Raw genomic sequence first — 24,015 nt, 5'->3', positions numbered from 1 at the left:
AAATGAATATTCTTTGGATAAAGTAAAAAAATGTAACTTTTTTGCAATGTAGTTGTTTTCGTATAGTTGTGGTACAATTTTAAAAAATGATAATTAACATAGATAGAGGTCATATATGACGATAGCGGAAAAAGAGATAAAAAAATTTGAAAATACTAACTGTGCTGAAAACGCAGTTTTTTATCAGGCAATGGAAGAAGTTATCTACTCTATCGCACCACTTCTTGAATCAGATGACAGATACAGTAAATATGCAATATTGGAGCGGCTGGTGGTTCCTGACAGAACCCTGAAGTTCAAAGTAACGTGGCTTGATGATAATAATAATATTCAGGTAAATACAGGGTATCGTGTACAGTTTAACAATGCTCTGGGACCCTATAAAGGTGGACTTCGTTTTCATCCGACAGTAAATGAAGGCGTTTTGAAGTTTTTGGGTTTTGAACAGATTCTGAAGAACTCACTGACGGGTCTACCTATTGGCGGAGCAAAAGGTGGAAGTGACTTTGATCCAAAAGGTAAAAGTGATTTTGAAGTGATGAAGTTTTGTAATGCTTTTATGACAGAACTGCATAAATATATAGGTCCTCGTATGGATGTTCCAGCAGGTGATATCGGTGTCGGATCTCGTGAGATAGCCTATCTCTTTGGAACATATAAAAAAGTAACATCAAAGTATGAAGGTGTGCTTACCGGAAAACCGTTTTTCTTCGGTGGTTCACTTATGCGTCCTGAGGCGACAGGCTACGGGGCTGTCTACTTTACTCAAAGTATGTTGGAGATCGAAAATAAAGAGCCATTGATGGGTAAAGTGTGCGTTGTCAGTGGTGCAGGGAATGTCGCAGTGCATGCCATAGAAAAATTGACACAAGTTGGAGCCATTGTAGTAACATGCTCGGACTCAAGAGGGACCATCTATGACTCTCGAGGCATTGATGTGGAACTTTTAAAAGATATCAAGTTAAATAAACGCCAATCATTGGAAAAATATGCAGAGGTCCATCCCGAATCGAAATATATTCCAGTTTCGGATTACCCAGAAGGTGGACATGCTGTATGGGAGATCCCATGTTATGCGGCTTTTCCATGTGCAACACAAAACGAATTGACAGAACTTGATGCGCAGAACCTTATAGAGAATGGTTGTGTAAGTGTCACAGAGGGTGCAAATATGCCATCAACTCCGCAGGCTATTACTCTCTTACAGTCTCATAAGATCTGTTTTGCACCGGCAAAGGCAGCAAATGCCGGTGGTGTTGTTGTAAGTGAATTTGAAATGAGTCAGAATGCTTCTATGAGTAGATGGAGCTATGAAAAAGTAGATGAAAAGCTTAAAGATACGATGCAGAAAATCTGTAAAAGGGTAGCGCTTACTGCAAAAGACTATGGGGTTGAGGGCAACTATGTTGATGGTGCAAATATTGCCAGCTTTAAGAAAGTTGCAGATGCAATGATAGCGGAAGGTATTTAAAGTATGAAAAAGATATTTTTTCTCTTTCTTGTTGTTCTCACGCTAACAGCTCATGCGGGTGTGAAATATTCGGAGTTTATTGACAGCCAGATCCAACTGGTCTATAAGATGAATGATGCCAATATTTCACAAGAAGAGGCTTCAAAACTTGTCAAAGAACAAGAAGATATGTATGAGGATGCATTTTATAAACTTATGGCAGATAAATCATACTATGTTAATAATCTGAAAGATTTCAGTTCTAAGGTTTTTTCGCTCAAAAAGATTATATCTATTAATAAAAGAGCAGGAAACTCATATGCTGTCATTCGTGATGAAGCACAGATAAAGTCCTATCTGATCGTGCGTAATATTAACAATATGATTAAAAATGTTTTAATTGCGCTTGACAGTAATGATATAGAGACTTTTGAGAGTAAGCTCAACCAGTTGACAGCACAAAATCAAAAACAGCTCAGTGTAATAGTGAAAAACAGTAGTAAATATGCAAATATTTTGGCATTGCAAGGGAGTTCAAAAGTATTACGAGCAGCGCAAAACAACATCAAAGAGTTTTATGCACTGCAAGATATCAACAATGATATGATTGCATACCTTTATAAGTTTGAGAACAAGATGTACAGACTCAATATGTTTTCAAAATATCATCTCATCAAACCTGCCGTCTACATCAATTCACTCGATATTGTACAGGTATTTGACAGAGTGTTGGATTCCTTTGGTCTTAGTGTTATCAAACTGATAATTATCTTTACGCTTATCTTTCTTATCTATCTCTTTAGAAAGCTCTTTTACATAGTACTTGAAAAATACCTTCTCAAAAGTGATTTTTTAAATGAGTATGCAGAAGACATACTACTGAGAACTCGTAAAAGCATAGAGTTTTTAATTATTGTCATCAATATCAATATGGTGGCATATGTCTATAATGACTTTAGCACTGTAGAATTTATATCGAGATTTTTTAATATTATCTATACGATGATTGTGACCTATATTGTCTACATCGTTATCAACACCGTTGCAGCACTCAATCTTAAAAAGTTTGAAAAAGACAAGACAACTGTCAAAGGTGAGCTTATCAATGTTGGTATTAAAATTATCAACTTTTTCATCTTTATGATAGGTTTTTTATTTATTCTCTACTTTGCAGGAGTTAATCTTACAGCAGTTCTTTCTGGTCTTGGAATCGGGGGATTTGCTGTTGCATTTGCTGCAAAAGATACAATATCTAATTTCTTTGGAACACTCTCTATTCTCTTCTCTGATGTCTTTTCTCAAGGGGATTGGATTGAGATAGACGGGCGTGAGGGAACGGTTGTAGAGATTGGTCTGCGTGTGACCACGATTCGAACATTTGATAATGCACTCATTGCCATTCCAAATGGTACTTTTGCTTCTAAAGATATCAAAAACTGGAACAAGCGTAAACTTGGTCGTCGTATCAAGATGAAACTCGGTGTGAAGTATGATTCTAAGCGAGAAGATATTAAAAAGGCCATAGAAGAGATAAGAGAGATGCTGAAAAATCACCCTGATATCGCAACCAAAGAGACAAAGTATGAACATGTTGCTGGGAGGCGTGGGCATGTCGCAAAGCTGGTCTCAAAAGATGATCTTGAAGGTATTAAGCGCATCCTTTTGGTTTATTTGGACGAATTTTCAGATTCAAGTATCAATATCCTAGTGTACTGTTTTTCCAAATCTGTAATGTGGGAAGATTGGCTTAGAACGAAACAGGATGTTATGGATAAAATCATGGAGATTTTTGAGCAAAACAACTTAGAATTTGCATTTCCTTCACTCTCTATTTATGATGAGACCAAAAGAGCTGAAAATAGCTAAATCTATTTTCAGTCTTTTGTGATAAAATCATCAAAAATTTTTAGATATAGAAAGATAGATAATGATAAAACTAAATGCAGGACTGTGTGTTCGATCACTAAGTGTGGAGAGTCAATGTAATAAGTGTGAAGTGGTCTGCCCAACAAATGCTATCTCATTTATAGATGCAAATCCTCTGCCCGCTATTAACTTTCATGAATGTGTGACATGTGGTGCCTGTGCGGGAGTTTGTCCAAGTGAAGCATTAGAGCTTGAAGAGTTCTCAGCAACAAACTTCTTTTTTGACTTTATAGAAGATGAGGATAATCTTCTTTCCTGTCGAAAAAATGTTCCATGTATTGCCGCATTGAGTGTTGAACATATTATATCGATGGCAGTGCTTAAAGGTGAACTTGTTTTTGATATGGGTTACTGTAACAGCTGTGAAATAGCTGCAACCTGTAAACTACAGATAGAAGCAAACTATGAAGAGGCAACCTATCTGCTTGAAGCGATGGAAAATGATGCTCTCATAAAACTTGAAGATGTAAAATATGAAAATGACTCTGAAAAACCAAGTGACAGACGTGATTTTTTAAGTGCATTGAACCTTAAAACCGTTGCAAAGGTCAAAAAGAGTTTTGAAGATGAGGTACAAAAAGCAAGTGATGAATTGGTAGAACATACGCTGCAAAAGAGAGATATTGCGCTACTAAAGAAAAAGAGCATACCAAACAAGCGCAAGATATTCTTTACAGCTATTAAGCGTGTAGAGAAGCCTTCTGTATTTCATACAGTTGATGCTGATGAAGTGAGCTTTACTTCGCAGAAGATGATGGATGAAGAGGCTTGTACGGCATGTCAGATGTGTTACAGAGTCTGTCCAACCGGAGCACTCACAAGTGATTTAAAAAACTCAAAGATCGATTTTGATCCGTTTTTGTGTATCAAATGCCATATCTGTCATGATGTATGTGAACCAGATGCCATTACACTTTCCAATGCGTACAATATTAAAGAGTTCTTTGAACCAGAAGTAGTAAATCTGGTAGCTTTTAGTGTAAAACGCTGCGATGAGTGTAATATGGTCTTTAGTTCAAACAATCCAGACGATACCTTGTGCAGACGTTGTCAAATAGAAGAAGATGAAGCAAGAGCTTTATGGGGGATAAGTCCTTAATTAAGAGGAATCCCCATCTTCAGAACTTCAAAAAGAGGGCTAATTCAAGGCGAAGATATGAAGGAGCTACTAGTAGCTTCAAATGTTTTCAACGAAGAAGTAGCCCTCTTTTTGAAATTCCCTTTGGGCGACAAATAAAGAGTCCTAATTCGTCGTTAAATTTTCTTGAATTAGTTAAAACTAGTCCTGCGAAAATTTGCCTAGAACTAGAACTCTTTATTTGTCGCTGAAGTTGGGGATTCCTCTTAATTAAGGACTTTATTATGATGAACAATGAGAATAAGATTTCCAAAGAGACACGTCTTTTTGGTTATATTGGTGAGCATGCAGGAGCGAGCAGTTTTTCTGCAAAACTCAACAAACTTTTTAAACAAAACGGTGATGATGTGATGATAATCCCGATGAACATTCGCGAAGATGATCTCTATTTTACCGTGACAAATATGAAGAAGTCTCATGTAAACGGTGCAGTGATTTCAAGTGAATATGTAGCACAGATGCCTGATATGATGGATGAGATGAGTTCTATTGCTGCTCGAAGCGGAATGTGTGATATTGTCTATAAAGAAAATGAAAGCCTGCGTGGTGATATTTTTACTGTTCGGGTGTTAACAGAGTATCTCAAGGACCTGTATGCATCTAAAATCGCCATTATTGGAATAAACCCTTATGCAAAAGCCTTTTCATTTTTAGCATGTGGTTTTGAAGTGAGCTATTTTCATGACAATCTTGAAGCGTTAATGGCATTTACTCAAGAAGTAGAGATATCTCACGCAGATATAAATAGAATAGCAGTTGATATGCCAGTTGACTTATCAGGTTTTGATGCTGTTCTTGATTTTTCAGATTTTGAGACGCTCTCTATGATAGAAAAACTGCCGAAAAACTCTTTTGATATGAAAAACACAAAACAGTTCTCAGCACTCAGACAGCGTGCAAGCGAACTGGAGTCTGCTTACACATCATATGATGATATGCTAGATAAACTCACGCAGAAGGCTTACGAAGAGATAAAGCGTTCTAAATAAGATCTTTTAGATAGAGCCATCCTTGCCAAAGTGCAGCCGAAGAGATTCCTGCTGCAAATCCGGCGATAATATCATCACCCATAACACCAACACCGCCTTTTGCTTCACTGTCGATTCTTCCTATGATAGACGGCTTTGTAATATCATACACTCGAAAGAGAACAAAAGAGAGCAGTGACTGAATCAAAAATCCGTTTTGCAGATCAAGAACCTGATGCATAGCAATAGTTGTTGCCGGCGCAACTGAGAGTGCAAACCACATTCCTGCCAGTTCATCAATAACGATTTTTTGATTGTCATGTGTGCCTGATTCTTCTTCATACTGATTAATGATCTTGATAGCAAGAATAGAGACGAGTGAAGCCGCCAAGAAAAGTGTTGTCGCATCAAAATAGATAAGTATCGCCATACCAAGTGGTAGAGAAACAAGTGTCCCCATAGTCCCGGGTGCTTTTGGTGAGAGGCCGCTGTAGCCTACAGTAAGAAAAAACCAGTTCATGTATACCCTTATGTAAGTGAAGTTGTTTGGTAGAGCTTCATCAGCTCAAGGTAGAAATCTTTTTCCGTATGTTCTTCTAAAAGACCTTTGACAGGGAAAGTGTCATAGTATAGTTTTTCCAGATTTTTAAATCTGTTTGGAAAGAGTTTTGAGAGTAAAAAGGAGCTTATCTCTTTACGAATAAGTACAGCTGGTGGTAAAAGGCCGGCTTCAAGCAACTCGAGTATTGAGTCTGCATGGTAAGAGATTTGATGATGTTGCCCGTGAGGACAGGTATTTTTACTTACCAGTGTTTTACACTCATCACAATAAACATACTCACTTGCCACTGTTATCTCAATATCGATACCGGTTACTTTGTCAATAATAGACTTGTTTGAGTTACAATCGTAAAACATACCAAGACCTGCATGGTTTCGTCCGATTGTGAGTCTGTCACAACCATAGTTCTTTGCAACAATAGCATCAATGATGATCTCATTATAGCCTGCAAAGATGTAACTGTTCTCAAGTGGTACGATAACCACACGGTTTTTAGGTAAAAAGTTATTTATAAAATATGATAAAGCCTCATATCTCACATCAAAAGCAATATTTGCACTGTCATAAGGCTTTAAGAGAAAAATGATGAGCAGGTCTGTAGTCTCTAAAGTTTGACGGATAAGACGCTCATGTGCACGATGCAGAGGATTAACACCCATCACAAGAGAACTTGTATGGTTGGCACCTATGAGCTCTTTTGCTTTGGCAATATTTTTCTTGTTGATATTCTCTTTTTTGTTCAGTATAGTATAGTTACCACTTACTGCCCATCTACCGATACGCTTGATGGTTGCCATAACACCAGGGTGAGAGAGGTCATCTGTGCCATAAATGTGTTTTACACGCTCATTTGGGTCTATTCTAAAAATCTCTTCAACAATAAGTGTTGCGAACTCCTCTTTATCACAGATGATTGTGATCTCTTCACCTACTTCAAGGGAAGAGATTATTTCTTCATTTTTCTTTCCAGAGGGTGCTAGTATAAAAGGGAAAGGAAAAGATTTTCCATCGATGAGTCCAGTTTTTAAAACTTCTGCAGACTCTGCTTCATTCATTAGTTTTGTTACCGGATGCAGTAATCCGTCATCTACAAGTTCTAATGCTGAAGCTGCCTCTTTATCGATATAGAGCGTTTTATTTTTTCTTGACGATGTCATATTTCTTTCTTTTTTCCCAAAGGCTTTTACGGCTGATACCTAGTTTTTTGGAGAGTTCTGTATCTGGATATTTGTCTTGGTAATTGAGTACAATAAATTTTACATAATCTTCAATTGGAAGGATTTCCCCTTTGTCAAAGACATTGCTCTCACTTTTAATCTCAATAACAGGATGCTCTACATCTTCAATCTTATCACTGCTGACAATGATAGCCTTTTTATCTGTTATTAGCTCACAAAAGATTTTTTTGTCTGATTTTTTGAGTGTTTGATAGTCGATAATGTAAATTATGGAATTTTGCGGCAGTGATTCTATTTCACTGAGTGCTTTTGTATCACTGAGTGAGATAAAATGAAGTGGAAGATTCTTTTTTTGTGCATATTCAAAGGCAAAAGCATCCGCATATTTTTGAAAGTTTGATGAGACAAAGAGAGGCAGTTCGATATTTTCTAAATCCTGACCATGTTTTGCATTTGCAAATGTGTGTGCAAGATATTTCTCATACGCCTCATTTCTTTTTTTGAGCTTTTCATAATCTTGATAGTGGTCAATCTTACGGACAAGCTCTTCTATCATAAATGGTTTTAAAATGTAGTCTTTTGCCCCTGCTGATAGTGGTTTTGATACTGTGTCATTTGAAATGTATGAGACCATCAAAATAACGATGGAGTTTTTAAATGTTTCTATAACCGGATTAAAATCTTGCCCATTTATATTTGTAGAGAGGAGTACCACATCATAACTAACGCCACGAATGGCATCTTTTGTTGAGGTACACATTTCACATATATGCCCTAATTCACCTAATTTTGTTGCAATACTCTGTGCCAAATATACTTCATTTTCTATAATTAATATCTTCATACTATCCTATCATCTTCCAATCTAAATATTTTAAGTTTGCATTGGCAATGACGCCAACACCTTCGCTTCTTCCAATGAAGCCTAGTTTTTCTGTTGTAGTTGCTTTGATATTCATACGCGATGCATCAATACCTAAGATTTCAGCTAAAACTCTACGCATTTGCAGTTTATACTTTCCTATACGAGGCGTTTGTGCTGCTATGGTTATGTCTGCATTGATGATGACAAAACCAAAGCTATAAATTTTTGCTACAACATTTTTGAGTAACTCTTTTGAATCGATCCCTTTATACGCATCATCACTATCAGGAAAAAGCATTCCTATATCACCCATTCCTGCAGCTCCCAAGAGGGCATCTATGAGCGCATGAATGGCTACATCACCATCACTGTGCGCTTTAAATCCAAAGTCAGATTCTATTTTTACACCACCTAGCCACATTGTACCTTTGTCATCAAAGGCATGGACATCAAAACCGTTCCCACTGAGCATGTCACTGCTTGGTGCACTCAGACATGGGACTTTGTTTAAATCTTGTGGGTATGTAATCTTGTGGGCTTCATCTTCACCTGTAACAAACTCACGTGAGCCCCCATTTGCAACTATAGCACTACTCTCATCTGTAAATGTTTGATTTGTATCAAGTGCAGCTTTGAGTGCTTTTGTTGTGGAGAGTTGTGGGGTTTGGATTCTTTTTACTTTATCTCTGTCAATGGTTTCGTTCTCATATACAATAGTATCGGTTACATTTAAAAAGGGTACGATAACATCAGCCGAACCCTTGCGTGAGATAATGCGTTCTAGTAAATTTGTCGAGATACAGGCACGTGCTATGTCATTTACAAGAACATATTCATTTGTAACAATTTCAAGTGCATTTTTAAGAGACTCTTGTCTTGTCGCTCCACCTGCTACAAACTGGTATGAGGAGTATAGTTTCATAAACTCTATTTCATCAGCAGAACCTACGATAATAATTTGAGAAAAAAACTCACTTTTTTTCAAATTATCTGCTACAAATTGCCACAAAGGCTTATGCTCGATGCGAAGCCACTGTTTTTTGACATCTTGGGCAAAGCGTCTAGAAGTTCCAGCTGCAAGTAAAATAAGTGTCAAGTTGGACAAAAAGTCTCCTCGTGATTAAAAGTGTTACGAAATTATACACATCAAAAGCTTTTTAAATCTTAAAAGAGCAGCTTTCCTACTGAGAGTTCCTTTAGCTCACCAATAAATCTATCCACTTTATATTAGATTAACTTTATTTGATTATATTTCCATCATATATATAAAGACAAAGATAATTTTGAGGAGAGACTTATGAGATCTTCATGGGTAAAAAAGCGTGAGAATGATCCTGTTAGAACACAGATGTATTACGCAAAGCAAGGCATCATCACAGAAGAGATGGAGTATGTCGCAAAAATAGAAGATTTGTCTCCTGAGCTCGTTCGTAGTGAAATAGCAAGAGGAAGATTAATTATACCTGCAAATGTAAATCATACATCATTAGAGCCGATGGCAATCGGAATCGCTAGTAAATGTAAGATTAATGCAAATATAGGTTCATCGGCAATCGCTTCTGATGTACAAGGTGAGATAGAGAAAGTTCAAGTGTCACAACACTATAAAGCAGATACAGCGATGGATTTAAGTACAGGTGGAGATCTTGATGAGATCAGAAAAGCTGTTATCGCAAACTCTAAGATCCCAATCGGTACAGTGCCAATCTATCAGATCTTACATGATGTTGGTAATAAGATTGAGGATTTAACTATTGATGTAATGCTTGAAGTTCTAGAACGTCAAGCAAAGCAGGGTGTTTCATACTTTACAATTCATGCAGGCTTCCTGTTAGAGACTATGCCAAAAGTTGCAAAACGTAAAATGGGAATCGTATCTCGTGGTGGGTCATTAATGGCTGCGTGGATGATGCACTATCATAGAGAAAATCCTTTCTATACAGCATTTGATGATATCTTGGATATCTGTGCAAAGTATGATGTAAGTCTCTCTTTAGGTGATTCACTGCGCCCTGGTTGTTTGGCAGATGCATCTGATGATGCACAGCTTGGTGAGTTGAAAGTTCTTGGAGAGCTAACACTTCGCGCATGGGAGAAAAATGTTCAGGTTATGATTGAGGGTCCGGGACATGTACCTCTTAATCAAATCGAGCGTAATATGAAGATTCAGCGTGAGCTTTGTCATGAAGCACCTTTTTATATCTTAGGACCTTTAGTAACTGACATCGCAGCTGGATATGACCATATCTCATCTGCAATCGGTGCTGCTGTTGGTGGATGGCATGGGGCTAGTATGCTTTGTTATGTAACACCAAAAGAGCACTTGGGACTGCCTAATGCAGATGATGTACGTGAGGGAATCATCGCGTATAAAATTGCAGCTCACGCAGCTGACATCGCTCGTGGTCGCAAAGGTGCACGTGATGTTGATGATGCTATGAGTGATGCTCGTTATACATTTGACTGGGAGAAACAGTTTGAGTTGGCACTTGATAGTGAACGTGCACGTGAGTATCATGATGAGACACTGCCTCAAGATGTATTTAAAGAAGCAGAGTTCTGTTCTATGTGTGGACCGAAATTCTGTTCATACAAAATTACACAGGATATTATGGATAATCCAGAAGGAATCCAGAAAATCATCGATGAGTCAAAAGCAAAAGAAGAGGCTGAAGCCTTAGCTTAAACGTTTTTTTGAAAAAATTGATCTTAAATAAGACAATATTTGTCTTATTTAGATATGATAAGCTTCGAAAATAACATTTATAAAATAAATTAAAGGAAAATACAAATGACTGAAGAAATAGTAAAATCAGCATTGTCAAAAGTTATGTACCCTGGTTTTACCAAGGACATCGTAACATTTGGTTTTGTAAAAGATATTGCAATCAATGGTAATGATGTGAGTCTGACAGTAGATATCACTTCATCAGCACCAGAAGTTGCACAGCAGATTAAAGATGAAGCAACACAGGAGCTAAAGCGTGCAGGTGCAATAAATGTAACTCTAAATATTAAAGCACCAGTAATGCCAAGAGAGAGCTCTTCAAGAGGTAAAAATATCGCACCGCAAATTAAAAACTTCTTGATGGTAAGTTCTGGAAAAGGTGGCGTTGGTAAATCTACAACATCTGTAAACATTGCTATCGCTCTTGCACAGCAAGGGAAAAAAGTAGGTCTTTTAGATGCAGATATCTATGGTCCAAATGTTCCTCGTATGCTTGGTGTTGCTGATGTAAAACCAGAAGTAAACGGAAACAAAGTGCTTCCTATCAAGGCTTATGGCATTGAAGTAATGTCTATGGGTTCACTCATGGAAGAGGGACAATCTTTAATCTGGCGTGGTGCTATGATCATGAAGGCAATCGAGCAGTTCTTACGTGATATCTTATGGTCAGAGCTAGATGTACTTGTAATTGATATGCCACCGGGAACTGGTGATGCACAGCTTACACTTGCACAATCTGTTCCAGTAACAGCTGGTCTTACAGTTACAACGCCACAAGGGGTATCTCTCGATGACTCACGTCGTTCACTTGATATGTTCAAAAAACTGAACATCCCAATCGCTGGAATCGTTGAGAATATGAGTGGATTCATTGCACCGGATACCGGTGTAGAGTATGATATCTTTGGTAAAGGAACTTCTGAGCCTATGGCAAAAGAGTTCGATACAAAAGTTATCGCTGAGATTCCAATCGAGCCGGCAATCAGAACGGGTGGTGATGAAGGAAAACCTATCACTTTCGTAGCTCCAGATTCTGAGTCTGCAAAACGCTATATGAAAGCAGCAGAGTCTATTTGGGCAACTATCGAAGAAATCAATGCTAATGGTGGAGTGGACAATGAAGCTGTTCAGCCTACAACACCTCCAGGTGTATCGGCTTGTTCTACTGGTGGGGCGTCTTCAGCACCACAGAGTAGCGGCGGCGGATGCGGCTGTAGCTAAAAAAGTATAATAGCAACGCTTCTTTTGCGTTGCTTTGCTCGTCACATACTATTAAGTATGTTTCCTCTAACGTAAATCTTTATTTTCACTCATCTCTTTTGTATATTCTACGATTTTATTTCTACCTGTTGTTTTTGCAACATATAGAGCTGTATCTGCGAGCTTTATACATTTCCAGATAGTATCACCATTATAAGGGAATTTTGCTATGCCGATGCTCATTGTTTTTTGTATAGTTTCGCTATGACCGACATCAAAAATAAGTGCGGCAAATGCTTCATGAATCTTTTTGGCAACCATGAGTGCTCCTTCATCACTGGCATTATGAAGCAGTACTAAAAACTCTTCACCACCATATCGGACAGCTAAGTCTGATTCACGGATATTTTCCTTTAACACTTCACCAATAGCGACAATAACTTTGTCACCTACATCATGGCCATAAGTATCATTAACCTGTTTAAAGAAATCAACATCGAGCATTAAAAGACTATAGCTCTCTTTACTTCTTTGTGCCTGTTTCATGAAAGTGTCGATAAACTCTTCTAAAAATCTTCTGTTATAAAGTCCAGTCATACCATCTTTTAAAGAGCTTTCTCGTAACTTATCTGTGAGAATTCTACTCTCAATTACCGGTTTTGCAGCTTCCAGATAGTTTTTTATACTTGGAATGTAAGAATTTATTTTACTGATTTCTGAACTCTCTTTTGTTGTGATTGAAATGACGAGTGAATATTCATCATTGATATCAAACGGAATACAAATATAATCAAGATCATCAGAGGAACATGATTGACATAAATTGACAAACTCTGTAGATATGACATCCGATTTTGTTCGATATGCACGACAGAGAATAGCATCTTCTTCTACTTCCAAATCACAAATGCTTTCACCCGTGGATATATAGATGAGCTTTCGAGAGTTATTATTGGTATTTATTTCATAAAAAGCAAAATGAGTAAAATTATATTTAGTTCTTAATACATCAATAATTCTGTCATATACTGCATTTTTTGAAAGGTCGAGTTCTATCGTCTTTTTAAATTTATAGATATCTGAGAGCTCTTTTATGATCATCTTTGCTTCATAGAGTGGATCAGTGGAAGATACAGAACCTTGGGGAATAAAGGTTGCAAGATTATATTTGATATCGCCAAAGGTATCTTGCATTTTTCGAAAAAGAGTGTTGAGTTGTTCTACGATTTTTTTAGCATCACCCTGAACGGTTGTTGTGAACTTATGCGTAAAATCACCACTATAGGCTTTTTGTATGCCTTCTTGCATGTTGGAGAATAGGTGCATATAGGGTGTAATATAATGATTTATAAGCAATAATACTACGATTATAAATACGAGGTTCATACCAAGAATCTTTAAAATAGTAATCAGTCCTGCATTTCGCATATTTGTAATATCAAACTCCATACTGATAACACCAAGCGTATCACCTCGTTGGACATCATGACAGTTTAAACAGTTTGGACGACCTATTGCTGTTGCCTTATATGGAATGGAAACTCTTAGGGTAATAGCATCTGTAGTCTCATGTATCTGTTTCGTAGTTTTTCCTGTTTTTAAAACCTCTTTATCCAGAGAGTCTCTGATGGTTTCACTGTTAAAACCAGGTCCGAACTGTTTGATAACATTAGGTGAACGTACCAACCAAAGAGATTTGATGTCAGTATTATTGGAAGATATCTGTTCTAAAAAGTATTGTCTTTTATCCATAATGCCGTTTACCATATGGGCAGTAAGACCATCTTTTACAATTGCTGCTGTAGTAGTTGCTTTCTCTGTGGCACTTTTTAGGCTGTATTCTCTAAAATTCAAAGAGATATTAACAATGGTCGCAACTCCTAAACCAAGAAGCATTAAGGTGACAATAATTAATAGTTTTAATTTACTTTTCATCTTATTACTCCACCGTTACACTTTTTGCCAAATTTCTTGGCATATCTACATCGTTACCAAGACGTACAGAAATTTCAAGTGATAATAGTTGAACAACAACCATCATCTCAAAAAATTCCAACATATAATCTTTTTGTTTTTTTGTTTGGATAAAGTCATCTGCTTTCTCAAATGCTATCGGACTAATGGCACAAATTGTTGAGTCTCTTGCACTAAGCTCTTCTACATTTGATTTGGACTTTTCATATAAAAGGTGTTCCGGAAGCAGGGCAATAGTAAAAAGCTCAGGATCTGCCAAAGCGATAGGTCCGTGTTTCATCTCACCACTTGGATAACCCTCTGCGTGAAGATAGCTTATCTCTTTGAGTTTAAGTGCACCCTCTAATGCAAGTGGGAAAAATATATCACGTCCGATAAAGAAGAATCCATGTCCGTGAAGATAGCGTTTTGAGAGTCGTTTGATGCGTTCATGCATGCTGTCCTCAACTTTTACAGATGTTGGAATGGTGCGCAAAAGCTCAAGTTGATGCATAATTTCTTCTTGCGTGAGAGAGCTTTTTATTTTTGCCAGATAGAGAGAGAGCATCCAAAACAGAGTGACCTGTGTTGCAAATGCTTTTGTTGATGCGACACCTTTTTCTACTCCTGCTCGCGTGAGGATTGTTGCATCTGCAAGACGCACCATAGAAGAGTTGTCAACATTACATATAACAAGTGTCTTAAGAGCTGCTTCTTTCGCCATTTTTAATGTTTCAAGTGTATCTGCTGTTTCACCACTCTGGCTGATAACGACGAAAAGAGTATCTTTGGTCATAATCGGCTCACGATAGCGGAATTCTGATGCTATTTCTACCGATGTTTTTATTTTTGAGTAGCGCTCAAACATATAAGAAGCTGTAAGTGCTGCATGGTAGGATGTCCCACATGCACAGAGTTTTATCTCATTGATGCCTTCAAACAGCTTAGAATCGAGCTCTTCAAAGATGACCTCTTTTTCCGTAACACGTCCAAGCAGTGTATCGGCTATGACATCGCTTTGCTCATAAATCTCTTTTTCCATAAAGAAGCGGTAGCCATCCTTTTGAGCAGAGAGTTTGTTTGTAGAGAGTTTTACAAAATGAGGTTGTTTTTGCTGGTTGTCTTTGTCAAATATAAGAATATCCTCACGTGAGACATACCCATAATCTCCATCTTCAAAATAATTTACATCTGTGCAGTGACCGATAAGCGGTGTATCTGAAGAGGCAAAATATTTCTCATCTTCAGCATTGATACCGACAAGCATAGGTGAACCGTGTTTTGCAAAGAAGATTTTGTCATTTTCTGCTTTTGTCACAAGTAAGATGGCATAAGCACCTTCAAGTTCTGCTATTGTCTTCTTAAAGGCATCAAATGCATCATCACTGCCTTTAAGATTTTTCTCAAACTGATGGACAATGACTTCGGTATCGGTCTGTGAAAGAAAAGTTACACCATCATCAATGAGTGCTTTTTTTAATTCTGCATAATTCTCTATGATACCGTTATGAACAACATAAGAGTTTTCTCCTACGTGAGGGTGTGCATTGAGTTCTGTTGGTTTTCCATGTGTCGCCCAGCGTGTATGGCCGATACCTACAGCAAATTTGTCTGTAGTGAAATCTTTTGTCTTTTCCTCAAGATTGACAAGTTTTCCTGTTGCTTTAAAACTTGAAAATACCCCATCACTCAGTACTGCAATACCTGCTGAGTCATACCCACGGTACTCTAACTCTTTAAGCCCTTCGAGTAAAATCTCTTTTGTATTCTTTTGACCGATATAACCAACTATTCCGCACATAAAAAAAGTCCTCTACTGTTCATTTGATAGCATTTCATAAATTTTATCGACATTATCGCATATGTCATGTTGTTTTTCCATTAAGAAGCTGTCTCGCACTTTATATTTGCTTGAATGGATTTTTGCTGTAATGATATTGATATGCATCTCTTCAAATCTATGCATGACATAAGCCAGCAGTCCCATCTGATTTTGCGTATGAATGCTCAGTTCGGCATGTGTTTTTGAATGCTCACAGTCGATTTTTATCTCATCACGTTTGATATTGACCTTTTTCAGTGGGACTTCTCTGCTCATATCAAAGGCATTATCAATGATATCTTGCACTTCGATGAGCTCATTGCCTTGTACATTTTTAATAAACTCGATTTTAAAGTATTTGATATCGTCAAAGAGTGTAAAAATCTCCATAGAGGCAACATCTAAATGAGAGAGTGTTGCAAGCAGGTAGCCGACATTGAGTGGAATACGTCTGTAGATTTCAATCGTAAGGGACTCTTTGTTTTTTGTCGTAAAACTGTACTCTTTAGTAGCATTTGCTTTTTTTGCAATCTCAATGATATCTTGCGGTATGTGTTTAAAAAAGAAAAGATTGGACTCGACAGCGAGGATCTTTTTCTGTAGAAGACGTGGCAGCGCTTTAAAGGCTTCAAGGTTTTTGACACGTCTTTCTATGATAAGGCGTTTTTTCGCATCGGTGATTCTCTCACTGTTTTCTGCGATTTCAAGGGCACTGTTATAAAGATCATAAAGCAGTTTTGCATTAAAGGAGTTGTATGTATCGCCACCGACACCGTTAATGTCTGCATAGGTCAAGATATAAAGGAGCTTGAGGTTTTTCGTATCACCGACACTTGACATAAACTTATAGAGAGTTTTTTCATTATGAATGTTCTCTTTAAAGGCAACATTGCTCATTAATATATGGTGTTTGACCAGTGTTACTGCACGTGAGCTCAGCTCTTCGCCAAGCCCTATGTGCTTTGCAAATTGCAGCATGAGTTTTGCACCCACTTCACTGTGGTCTTGTTTTCTGCCTTTTCCGCTGTCATGAAAAAAGACAACGGTTTTTAGAAGCAGTTTCTCTTCTTCACTCAGTTTATCAAAGAGTTCTTGTATGAAGTCTTCTTTGATGTTTTCCAAAGCCTGAACACACTTAATGGAGTGGATATCGACAGGGTAGTGATGATAGCCGTCAAATTGTGGCAGGTGCATCACTTTTTTGAAGTTAGCAAAGAGCTCAGCCAAAATACCTGCATCATAGAAAAGTTTTAAAAATGATGCTATATGTTTTTTGTAAAAGAGCTTTTTAATAAGCGTGTATGTTTTTTTATTCAAAGGGTGTGAGATTTTTGTATAGGTAAACTGGTTTAAAAAACCTGCATCAAAACGGTAATCATTATCTTCAAGAGAGATGAGCAACTCTAAAAGTGTATTGATCGGCAGAGGCTTGAGATTGTAAGATGCGAAGAGCCTGTCGTTTAAGAGATAGACACCTTTACGAAGTCTCGCATGACGGAACTTTGTTATATATGCTGGATCGACAATGAAAGGACGTACCATTTTTTTGATAAATATCTGCGTGAAGTTATTGATTCTCCATCCGGCTTGAAGGACTTTTGACGCAAACTTCTCCTGCTTTTTAAAACCAAGCATAGAGCTGACTTGCGGGATGTGTTCTAAAAGAAGTTTGTCTTCTTGTTTCCCTGTGATGAGATGCAGAGCAGAACGGACACGATAAAGAAGCTCTAATGCGATGCGAAACTCTTTATACTCTTCGTCTGAAAATATTTTGCCACTGAGTTCTTTAATGTTGTTGACATTGTAAATGGTCTTTGCCACCCAGAAGATAAGTTGCGAGTCACGCAGTCCGCCAACTCCCTCTTTGATGTTAGGCTGCATTGAGATAGGGTACTTTTTCCGTCTTTTTTGCGCCTCTTCAATTTTTGCCAAGATAAACTTTTTTGGCTGATATGATCTGATTTTACCCAGTTCTCTCTCTGTTGCATGCCAGGTAAAAGGAGAACCGGTAATAAAACGGGATTCCATTAGTGATGTACGAATGGTGATCTCCTCATTCGCGGCTTTAAAGAGATCTTTTGTCTCATGGACACGATGCCCGAGTTTCATTCCTGCATCAAGGGCAAGATAGAAAAGTTTTTCTATGATGAGTTCAGTCTGATACCCTTCAACTCTTTCATAAACGATAAGCAGGTCAATGTCACTGTGGACACAGAGCTGTTCACGTCCGTAACTGCCGAGTGCTACGATTGCTATCGGAATTTGACTTCGCATAGGCAGATAGTTTCCAAAAAGACGGCGCAGTACAGTTTTGTACATCAGTGTAATGATAGAGTCGAGTTTCTTCGTATGTTTAACAAGAAAGTCTTTTCCCTGATTCTCTTTAAAAAGTTCTGGAAGTGACTCTTTGTACTCTTTGATATATTGCTTAAAAAGTTTTGAGAGTTCAAAGTCTGAGCCGTTATTTTCTATGATATCTTCAATATGTAATAATAAGTCCATATATGATTATATTGAATTTTTGCTATAATCTCTCTTTAAAACTAAAAAAAAGAAGAAGAGAGAAATAAAATGACAATTACAAAAAGGGTGACATTCATCGCGAAAGAGGGTTGCGAAGATAAGATGAAAGAGTTGCTTGGGGCAATGGTCAAGCCAAGCAAAGCTGAAAAAGGGTGTATCTTTTATGAGATATTTCAGTATGAGAACAATCGCCGTAAATTTATGGCAGTAGAGACTTGGGAAGATGAAGCCGCACTTGATGGACATAAAGCTTCTGCTCACTATGCAGTCTATAAATCAAGTTATAAGCCATACTGTGAAAAGAAATACACAGATGAGCTGGAAGTATTAGGCTAGTGTTATGGATAATTTATGGATAGATAAACAGGCTGAGGCTTGTAAAAATGACTTGGAATTGCGGGTATATACATCAAATTTACTTGGTGAAAATGATGAACTGGTTCTACATGGCGGTGGTAATACTTCCGTTAAGAGCAAAGTAAACGGTGAAGATGTTCTTTATGTAAAAGGGAGTGGTTGGGACCTGGCAACGATTAAACCGGAAGGTTTTTCTGGGGTCTATCTTGACACGCTGCTTGATATGGCAAAGAGAGAGCATTTGAGTGATTCGGAAATGGTAGCACTGCAGCGTGAGGCGATGCTTGATGAAAATGCTCCAAACCCTTCGGTTGAAGCTATACTGCACGCACTCATACCCTACAAATTTGTGGACCATACCCATGCAGATGCAATCGTGACTATCTCAAATTCAGTCAATGGAGATGAGCACATTGTCAAGCTTTTTGGGAACTTTTTGATAGTTGATTATGTGATGCCGGGCTTTGAGTTGGCGCATAAGATTTATGAATTGACAAAAAATATGAACTGGGATGAGATAGAGGGTATCATTTTACATAATCATGGAATTTTTACCTTTGATGATGATGCAAAAGCTTCGTACTCTAAAATGATAGATGCCGTGAGCCGTGCAGAGGAGTTTTTGGATGAAAATGCCATTGTTCATATAGAACATAATTATGTACACAGTGATTGTGATATTGCACGGGTTATAAAAACGATGAGTGAGTATAAAGGGCATGAAGTTCACATTGCTATCAACCAAACACCACTTGCCGCTTTTTATGCATCACAACCAAATCTGCGTGAGTTCGCTTCACGTGGGGTTTTAACACCAGAGCATATTATTAGAACAAAACGTGTACCGCTTATTATGGAAGATACGGACCTTATTGGTGGGATAGAACAATATATTGCAGCTTATAAAGAGTACTTTAACAAGTATGCTACGGATGAGGTAATGCTCAATCCTGCACCAAATTATATGATTATCAAAAATTTGGCGGTTGTCTGTTTTGGTAAAAGTCGTGAAGAGGCAAAGATAATTTATGACATTGTAGAACATACGATGTTGGCAGTACTTCGCGCCGATAAACTTGGTGGGTATCAAAGCATTAGTGAGAAAGATAGTTTTGCGATGGAGTACTGGGAATTAGAACAGGCAAAACTTAAAAAATGAAATACCTACTAGCCATAGATGCAGGAACAGGAAGCATCCGTGCGGTGCTTTTTGATACCAAAGGAAATCAACTTGCAATGAGTCAAAGAGAGTGGACACACTTAGAAGAGGATGGTATTCCAAACTCTATGAGCTTTGATTTTGAGCAGAACTGGTCTCTGGTTTGTAGCTGTATTCAAGAGGCTATTCAAGATGTCAATGCTGATGATATTTTGGCACTCTCGGCTACAAGTATGCGTGAGGGGATAGTACTTTATGATGCAGATGGGAATGAGCTTTGGGGTGTGGCAAATGTCGATGCACGAGCAGCTGATGAGGTGAAGTATTTAAAAGAGAACTATCCCGGCATCGAAGAAGAGTTTTACAAAAAGAGTGGACAGACTTTTGCTCTTGGAGCCTTGCCTCGTCTTTTATGGCTGAAAAATAATCGCCCTGACATCTATAAAAAAGTAGCTTCTATCTCGATGATAGGGGACTGGATATTAGCAAAACTCAGTGGAAAAATAGCAGTGGATCCAAGTAATGCAGGAACAACAGGCATTTTTTCTCTTGTCTCACGCAAGTGGGAGAAAGAAATGGCAAAGAGAGTTGGACTTAAAGATGATATTTTTCCTGCGGTTTTAGAGACAGGTGAAGTTCTAGGAAACGTGACACAAGAGGCATCTCACGAAACAGGACTCAATAAACTCACGCAGGTAGTGATGGGTGGTGGAGATGTGCAACTTGGCTCTGTTGGACTTGGTGTAGTAAATGAGGGTGATGTAGCAGTTCTTGGCGGGAGTTTTTGGCAGCAGGTAGTAAATATTAAAAGTGATGTGACACCTCCTAACGATATGGGCATACGTGTTAACCCCCATGTAGTAGAGGGCCTCTCTCAGGCAGAGGGGATTACATTTTTCTCGGGACTTGTAATGAGATGGTTTCGAGATGCTTTTTGTCAGTTAGAAAAGCTTGAGGCAAAAGAGCAGGGGTGTGATGTATATGAGGTTTTGGAGAACAAGGCACAAAATGTTCCTGTTGGCTCATATGAAATCCTCCCAATATTTTCAGACTCTATGAAGTATGGCAAGTGGTATCATGCATCGCCATCTTTTTTAAATCTCGGTCTTGATAGCGAAAAATACAATACTATCTCAATATTTCGAGCTTTAGAAGAGAATGCAGCAATCGTCTCAAGTATCAATCTTGAAAAGATAGAAGCTTTCTCTGGCATAAAGATAGAAAAAATCGTCTTTGCAGGTGGAGCAAGTAAAGGAGAGCTTTGGTCACAGATACTCGCGGATGTAACAGGATGTGAAGTGACGATCCCAAAAGTGACAGAGGCAACAGCACTTGGTGGGGCAATGGCTGCTGGTGTGGGTGTCGGTGTTTATGATACGCTTGAAGATGCGGCAGAGAAGCTTGTCGTTTTGGACAAAAAATATATGCCAAATAGAAAAAACAAAGAGGTTTATGACAAGTTAAAAAAGAAGTGGCAAAAAGCGTATGAAGTGCAACTTGGCTTGGTTGATAGCGGTGTGACACAGAGTATGTGGATGGCACCGGGATTAGTGTAGTTTCGGAACCCATCCTTTAGGGTGGGAAGAGAGTGCAGAAAAACTTTATTTTCTAAATTTTTTAAAAACTCTCTCAAAATCAATAGAAGCTTTGCAACTGCTCTCTTCAAATGTGTAGCTCTCAGTAGTGAAGTCTCCCTGTTTGTCATACTCTTTGCCATCGAGTTTATAGATTTTGGCTTTTAAATCATCAGGATAGACCAAGAGGTAGTACTTTACCTTCTCTTTTTCATAAATCTCAAATTTAAACTTCTCATCGCGTTTTGCAGTGGAGTGGCTGATGACCTCGACGATGATTTGTGGTGCTTTTGTCAGGTAGGCGTCATTTGTTTCATTGCATGTCAGTACAACATCAGGGCGTAAGATGGTGTCATCATTGATTTTATAGTCAACTTCATGTAAAACTAAACACTCCTTGCAGTTGTCTGATGAATTTTTTAGTTCATATGCTATGTTTGTTGCTAATGCCTGATGGGTAATCATGGGCGCTGGACTCATAGCAAGCGGTACACCGTTGATAAGCTCCCAGTCTCCTTCCCATTTGACATAGTCTTCATAAGTGTAGTATTCAATGGCACACATAAAACGACTCCCTTACTTTAATATGCACTATTATAACACAACAAAGATTAATCTCTTTTAGATATAATTTGCGAAAAAATTGAGGCTGGTGGGTATGAGCATAAGTGAAAAAATTGCAGTGGGTGAACGACTCTCTTTGAGCGATGGTGTAGCGCTTTATGAGATGGACCTTTTTGAACTCGGAGAGCTTGCTGATAAAAAGCGTCAAGAGTTTCATGGAAAAAAGACATACTTTAACATCAACCGTCATATCAATCCGACAAATGTCTGTGCAGATGTCTGTAAGTTTTGTGCTTACTCTGCAACACGAAAAAATCCAAACCAGTACACAATGAGCCATGAAGAGATTATGCAAATTGTTGACAATATCGTGGCAAATGATGCCAAAGAGGTTCACATCGTCTCTGCACACAATCCCAGTGTGACACTTGATTGGTATTTGGATATTTTTAAAAAGATAAAAGAGAAGTACCCTGAGCTTCATGTAAAAGCACTTACTGCTGCTGAGGTTGACTTTCTCTCACGCCATCATGGTCTTAGTTATGATGAGGTACTTGACTTGATGGTTGAAAACGGAGTAGACTCTATGCCGGGTGGTGGTGCTGAGATTTTTGATGAAAAGGTTAGGGATTATATCTGTAAAGGTAAAGTGACATCGGATCAATGGTTTGAGATTCACAGAAAATGGCATGAACGTGGAAAAAAGTCAAATGTTACGATGCTCTTTGGTCATGTAGAGTCACGTGAGAACCGAATCGATCATATGATGCGTATACGTGAGCTGCAAGATAAAACAGGTGGGTTTAATGCCTTCATTCCTCTGGTCTATCAAACGGAAAATAACTACTTAAATATTGACAAGCCAATCACTGCTAATGAGATTTTAAAAACCTATGCTATTGCAAGATTAGTTCTTGATAATGTACCAAACTTAAAAGCCTACTGGGTGACATCTACTGTAAACTTGGCCCTTGTTGCACAGGAATTCGGAGCAAATGATTTAGATGGGACAATTGAAAAAGAGTCCATTAACTCTGCAGCAGGTGCAAAGAGTGCAAACGGTGTGGATGTCAATGAATTTACGGCACTTATTAAAAACAGTGGATTTATTCCTGTAGAGAGGGACAGTGTCTATAATGAGATAAAGGTTTGGTAGGCGTTTAGAGGGGCAGGGATAAATCCCTGCTTCCGGAGAGGTTGGCAGTTTTGTCGGATCCCGGGATTCATCCCAGGCAAAAATAGGAGAATAGATTGGATATTACAGTCATTATCCCCACATACAACCGCTATGAACTGTTAAAAAGGGCTATCACTTCAGTATATGCCCAAACGCATCCACCAAAAGAGCTTATAATCATTGATGATGGCTCAACTGATAATACGAAACAAATAACAAAAGATTTCCCAGACATCATTTACATATACCAAGAAAACAGAGGTGTATCGTGCGCTAGAAATGTTGGCATAAAAGCAGCAAAGTATGAATGGATAGCTTTTTTGGACTCTGATGATGAGTGGGATGAAAAGAAACTTGAGAAACAAGTAAGCTTCCATGAGAGTAATCCAGATATTTTGATGAGCTATACAGCAGAGCAGTGGGTTCGAAATGAGCAGGTCATCAAAATACCTAAAAAATATAGAAAAGTAGGAGATGATATTTTTATGGAAAACCTCTCTTACTGTAACATCGCACCATCTTCTGTAGTTATGCACAAAAAACTTTTTGAGAGTGTTGGACTTTTTGACGAGAGCTTACCGGTGTGTGAAGATTATGATCTGTGGTTGCGAATACTACTAAAACACAAAGTAGGACTCATTAATGAAAAACTCATCATAAAACATGCAGGACACGATAAACAGTTGGGTTTTTCGAAAGATTTGGACAAGTACCGTATGTATGCTTTAGAAAAACTACTTCAATTTGTTGAACAAAAAGAGATGAAAGAAGAAATAGCAAAAGAATTGGAAGCAAAAATGAATTATCATGGAATTTCTACTTTGTAAGGAACTATTCAGTTAAGTATGATTATAATTCCAACTCTTCAAAA

19 protein-coding genes are annotated in these 24,015 nt (G+C 38.0%); 11 read left to right on the top strand and 8 right to left on the bottom strand.

Annotation, left to right across the window (positions count from 1 at the left end; all coding sequences use genetic code 11):
• Positions 1–115 precede the first annotated feature (115 nt).
• From gdhA to ES948_RS07235, 4 genes are all read left to right on the top strand, one after another.
• Positions 116–1,471 carry an NADP-specific glutamate dehydrogenase gene (gene gdhA, locus ES948_RS07250; RefSeq protein ID WP_152184287.1) on the top strand — a complete coding sequence of 452 codons (1,356 nt, stop codon included), beginning with the start codon at positions 116–118 and terminating at the stop codon, positions 1,469–1,471.
• Between the two features lie 3 nt (positions 1,472–1,474).
• On the top strand, positions 1,475–3,316 hold the full coding sequence (locus ES948_RS07245; protein ID WP_188109476.1) for a mechanosensitive ion channel family protein: 1,842 nt from the start codon (positions 1,475–1,477) through the stop codon (positions 3,314–3,316).
• A 61-nt stretch (positions 3,317–3,377) separates the two neighbouring features.
• Entirely contained in the window at positions 3,378–4,475 is a 1,098-nt protein-coding gene (locus ES948_RS07240; protein WP_152184286.1) for a 4Fe-4S binding protein, read from the top strand.
• A 263-nt stretch (positions 4,476–4,738) separates the two neighbouring features.
• The gene (locus tag ES948_RS07235) at positions 4,739–5,503 is read left to right on the top strand and encodes a hypothetical protein (RefSeq protein ID WP_152184285.1); all 765 of its coding nucleotides are present in this window, start codon (positions 4,739–4,741) and stop codon (positions 5,501–5,503) included.
• Here the strand turns inward: ES948_RS07235 and ES948_RS07230 are convergent.
• The 4 genes from ES948_RS07230 to ES948_RS07215 are packed head-to-tail and all read right to left on the bottom strand — an operon-like array spanning position 5,496 to position 9,192.
• On the bottom strand, positions 5,496–6,002 hold the full coding sequence (locus tag ES948_RS07230) for a phosphatidylglycerophosphatase A family protein (protein WP_152184284.1): 507 nt from the start codon (positions 6,000–6,002) through the stop codon (positions 5,496–5,498). The two genes, ES948_RS07235 and ES948_RS07230, sit on opposite strands and share 8 nt — an antisense overlap.
• Before the next feature lie 8 nt (positions 6,003–6,010).
• Positions 6,011–7,201 carry a sulfate adenylyltransferase gene (locus ES948_RS07225; RefSeq protein WP_152184283.1) on the bottom strand — a complete coding sequence of 397 codons (1,191 nt, stop codon included), beginning with the start codon at positions 7,199–7,201 and terminating at the stop codon, positions 6,011–6,013.
• On the bottom strand, positions 7,179–8,066 hold the full coding sequence (locus ES948_RS07220; RefSeq protein WP_152184282.1) for a response regulator: 888 nt from the start codon (positions 8,064–8,066) through the stop codon (positions 7,179–7,181). Before ES948_RS07220 ends, ES948_RS07225 begins: the two co-directional genes overlap by 23 nt.
• 1 nt (position 8,067) lies before the next feature.
• Positions 8,068–9,192: a bifunctional 2-C-methyl-D-erythritol 4-phosphate cytidylyltransferase/2-C-methyl-D-erythritol 2,4-cyclodiphosphate synthase gene (locus ES948_RS07215; protein WP_152184281.1), complete on the bottom strand. Its 1,125-nt coding sequence runs from the start codon at positions 9,190–9,192 to the stop codon at positions 8,068–8,070.
• Positions 9,193–9,384: 192 nt separating this feature from the next.
• Between ES948_RS07215 and thiC the strand changes: the two genes are divergently transcribed.
• On the top strand, positions 9,385–10,773 hold the full coding sequence (gene thiC / locus ES948_RS07210; RefSeq protein WP_152184280.1) for a phosphomethylpyrimidine synthase ThiC: 1,389 nt from the start codon (positions 9,385–9,387) through the stop codon (positions 10,771–10,773).
• A 105-nt stretch (positions 10,774–10,878) separates the two neighbouring features.
• Positions 10,879–12,036, top strand: coding sequence for an Mrp/NBP35 family ATP-binding protein (locus tag ES948_RS07205; RefSeq protein ID WP_152184279.1), 1,158 nt, complete (start codon positions 10,879–10,881; stop codon positions 12,034–12,036).
• Between the two features lie 66 nt (positions 12,037–12,102).
• Here ES948_RS07205 and ES948_RS07200 read toward each other — a convergent pair whose 3' ends face one another.
• The 3 genes from ES948_RS07200 to ES948_RS07190 are packed head-to-tail and all read right to left on the bottom strand — an operon-like array spanning position 12,103 to position 18,292.
• Positions 12,103–13,950 (bottom strand): GGDEF domain-containing protein, encoded by a 1,848-nt coding sequence (locus tag ES948_RS07200; RefSeq protein WP_152184278.1) that lies wholly within the window; start codon positions 13,948–13,950, stop codon positions 12,103–12,105.
• A gap of 4 nt (positions 13,951–13,954) precedes the next feature.
• Entirely contained in the window at positions 13,955–15,769 is a 1,815-nt protein-coding gene (gene glmS / locus ES948_RS07195) for a glutamine--fructose-6-phosphate transaminase (isomerizing) (RefSeq protein ID WP_152184277.1), read from the bottom strand.
• A 12-nt stretch (positions 15,770–15,781) separates the two neighbouring features.
• Positions 15,782–18,292, bottom strand: a complete 2,511-nt coding sequence (locus ES948_RS07190; RefSeq protein ID WP_152184276.1) for a [protein-PII] uridylyltransferase family protein — start codon at positions 18,290–18,292, stop codon at positions 15,782–15,784.
• A 69-nt stretch (positions 18,293–18,361) separates the two neighbouring features.
• On the opposite strand from ES948_RS07190, the gene ES948_RS07185 reads away from it, so the two are divergent.
• From ES948_RS07185 to lsrK, 3 genes are read left to right on the top strand one after another with little or no spacing between them, the layout of a single operon-like run.
• On the top strand, positions 18,362–18,649 hold the full coding sequence (locus tag ES948_RS07185; protein WP_152184275.1) for a putative quinol monooxygenase: 288 nt from the start codon (positions 18,362–18,364) through the stop codon (positions 18,647–18,649).
• Positions 18,650–18,653: 4 nt separating this feature from the next.
• Positions 18,654–19,829, top strand: coding sequence for a class II aldolase/adducin family protein (locus tag ES948_RS07180; protein WP_152184274.1), 1,176 nt, complete (start codon positions 18,654–18,656; stop codon positions 19,827–19,829).
• Entirely contained in the window at positions 19,826–21,385 is a 1,560-nt protein-coding gene (gene lsrK, locus ES948_RS07175; protein WP_152184273.1) for an autoinducer-2 kinase, read from the top strand. Before ES948_RS07180 ends, lsrK begins: the two co-directional genes overlap by 4 nt.
• Before the next feature lie 45 nt (positions 21,386–21,430).
• Here lsrK and ES948_RS07170 read toward each other — a convergent pair whose 3' ends face one another.
• Positions 21,431–21,967 carry a Uma2 family endonuclease gene (locus ES948_RS07170; RefSeq protein WP_152184272.1) on the bottom strand — a complete coding sequence of 179 codons (537 nt, stop codon included), beginning with the start codon at positions 21,965–21,967 and terminating at the stop codon, positions 21,431–21,433.
• Positions 21,968–22,061: 94 nt separating this feature from the next.
• Between ES948_RS07170 and mqnE the strand changes: the two genes are divergently transcribed.
• Both mqnE and ES948_RS07160 read left to right on the top strand, forming a co-directional pair.
• Positions 22,062–23,123: an aminofutalosine synthase MqnE gene (gene mqnE, locus ES948_RS07165; protein WP_152184271.1), complete on the top strand. Its 1,062-nt coding sequence runs from the start codon at positions 22,062–22,064 to the stop codon at positions 23,121–23,123.
• A gap of 95 nt (positions 23,124–23,218) precedes the next feature.
• A complete protein-coding gene (locus ES948_RS07160; protein WP_152184270.1) occupies positions 23,219–23,971 on the top strand; it encodes a glycosyltransferase family 2 protein in 753 nt (250 codons plus the stop codon).
• Positions 23,972–24,015 lie beyond the last annotated feature (44 nt).

Origin of the sequence: Sulfurimonas indica, assembly GCF_009192995.1 — a bacterium.
GTDB lineage: Bacteria > Campylobacterota > Campylobacteria > Campylobacterales > Sulfurimonadaceae > Sulfurimonas > Sulfurimonas indica.
Note: the sequence above shows the minus strand (reverse complement) of the source record. Positions and strands in the feature narration are given on the sequence as shown.

What these genes read in the sequence shown, in the direction of transcription:
- lsrK (WP_152184273.1), top strand. Translation starts at nt 19,826, where the DNA reads ATGAAATACCTACTAGCCATAGATGCAGGAACAGGAAGCATCCGTGCG.
- gdhA (WP_152184287.1), top strand. Translation starts at nt 116, where the DNA reads ATGACGATAGCGGAAAAAGAGATAAAAAAATTTGAAAATACTAACTGT.
- thiC (WP_152184280.1), top strand. Translation starts at nt 9,385, where the DNA reads ATGAGATCTTCATGGGTAAAAAAGCGTGAGAATGATCCTGTTAGAACA.
- mqnE (WP_152184271.1), top strand. Translation starts at nt 22,062, where the DNA reads ATGAGCATAAGTGAAAAAATTGCAGTGGGTGAACGACTCTCTTTGAGC.
- ES948_RS07220 (WP_152184282.1), bottom strand. Translation starts at nt 8,066, where the DNA reads ATGAAGATATTAATTATAGAAAATGAAGTATATTTGGCACAGAGTATT.
- ES948_RS07200 (WP_152184278.1), bottom strand. Translation starts at nt 13,950, where the DNA reads ATGAAAAGTAAATTAAAACTATTAATTATTGTCACCTTAATGCTTCTT.
- ES948_RS07185 (WP_152184275.1), top strand. Translation starts at nt 18,362, where the DNA reads ATGACAATTACAAAAAGGGTGACATTCATCGCGAAAGAGGGTTGCGAA.
- ES948_RS07240 (WP_152184286.1), top strand. Translation starts at nt 3,378, where the DNA reads ATGATAAAACTAAATGCAGGACTGTGTGTTCGATCACTAAGTGTGGAG.
- ES948_RS07245 (WP_188109476.1), top strand. Translation starts at nt 1,475, where the DNA reads ATGAAAAAGATATTTTTTCTCTTTCTTGTTGTTCTCACGCTAACAGCT.
- ES948_RS07180 (WP_152184274.1), top strand. Translation starts at nt 18,654, where the DNA reads ATGGATAATTTATGGATAGATAAACAGGCTGAGGCTTGTAAAAATGAC.
- ES948_RS07190 (WP_152184276.1), bottom strand. Translation starts at nt 18,292, where the DNA reads ATGGACTTATTATTACATATTGAAGATATCATAGAAAATAACGGCTCA.
- glmS (WP_152184277.1), bottom strand. Translation starts at nt 15,769, where the DNA reads ATGTGCGGAATAGTTGGTTATATCGGTCAAAAGAATACAAAAGAGATT.
- ES948_RS07230 (WP_152184284.1), bottom strand. Translation starts at nt 6,002, where the DNA reads ATGAACTGGTTTTTTCTTACTGTAGGCTACAGCGGCCTCTCACCAAAA.
- ES948_RS07170 (WP_152184272.1), bottom strand. Translation starts at nt 21,967, where the DNA reads ATGTGTGCCATTGAATACTACACTTATGAAGACTATGTCAAATGGGAA.
- ES948_RS07225 (WP_152184283.1), bottom strand. Translation starts at nt 7,201, where the DNA reads ATGACATCGTCAAGAAAAAATAAAACGCTCTATATCGATAAAGAGGCA.
- ES948_RS07205 (WP_152184279.1), top strand. Translation starts at nt 10,879, where the DNA reads ATGACTGAAGAAATAGTAAAATCAGCATTGTCAAAAGTTATGTACCCT.
- ES948_RS07235 (WP_152184285.1), top strand. Translation starts at nt 4,739, where the DNA reads ATGATGAACAATGAGAATAAGATTTCCAAAGAGACACGTCTTTTTGGT.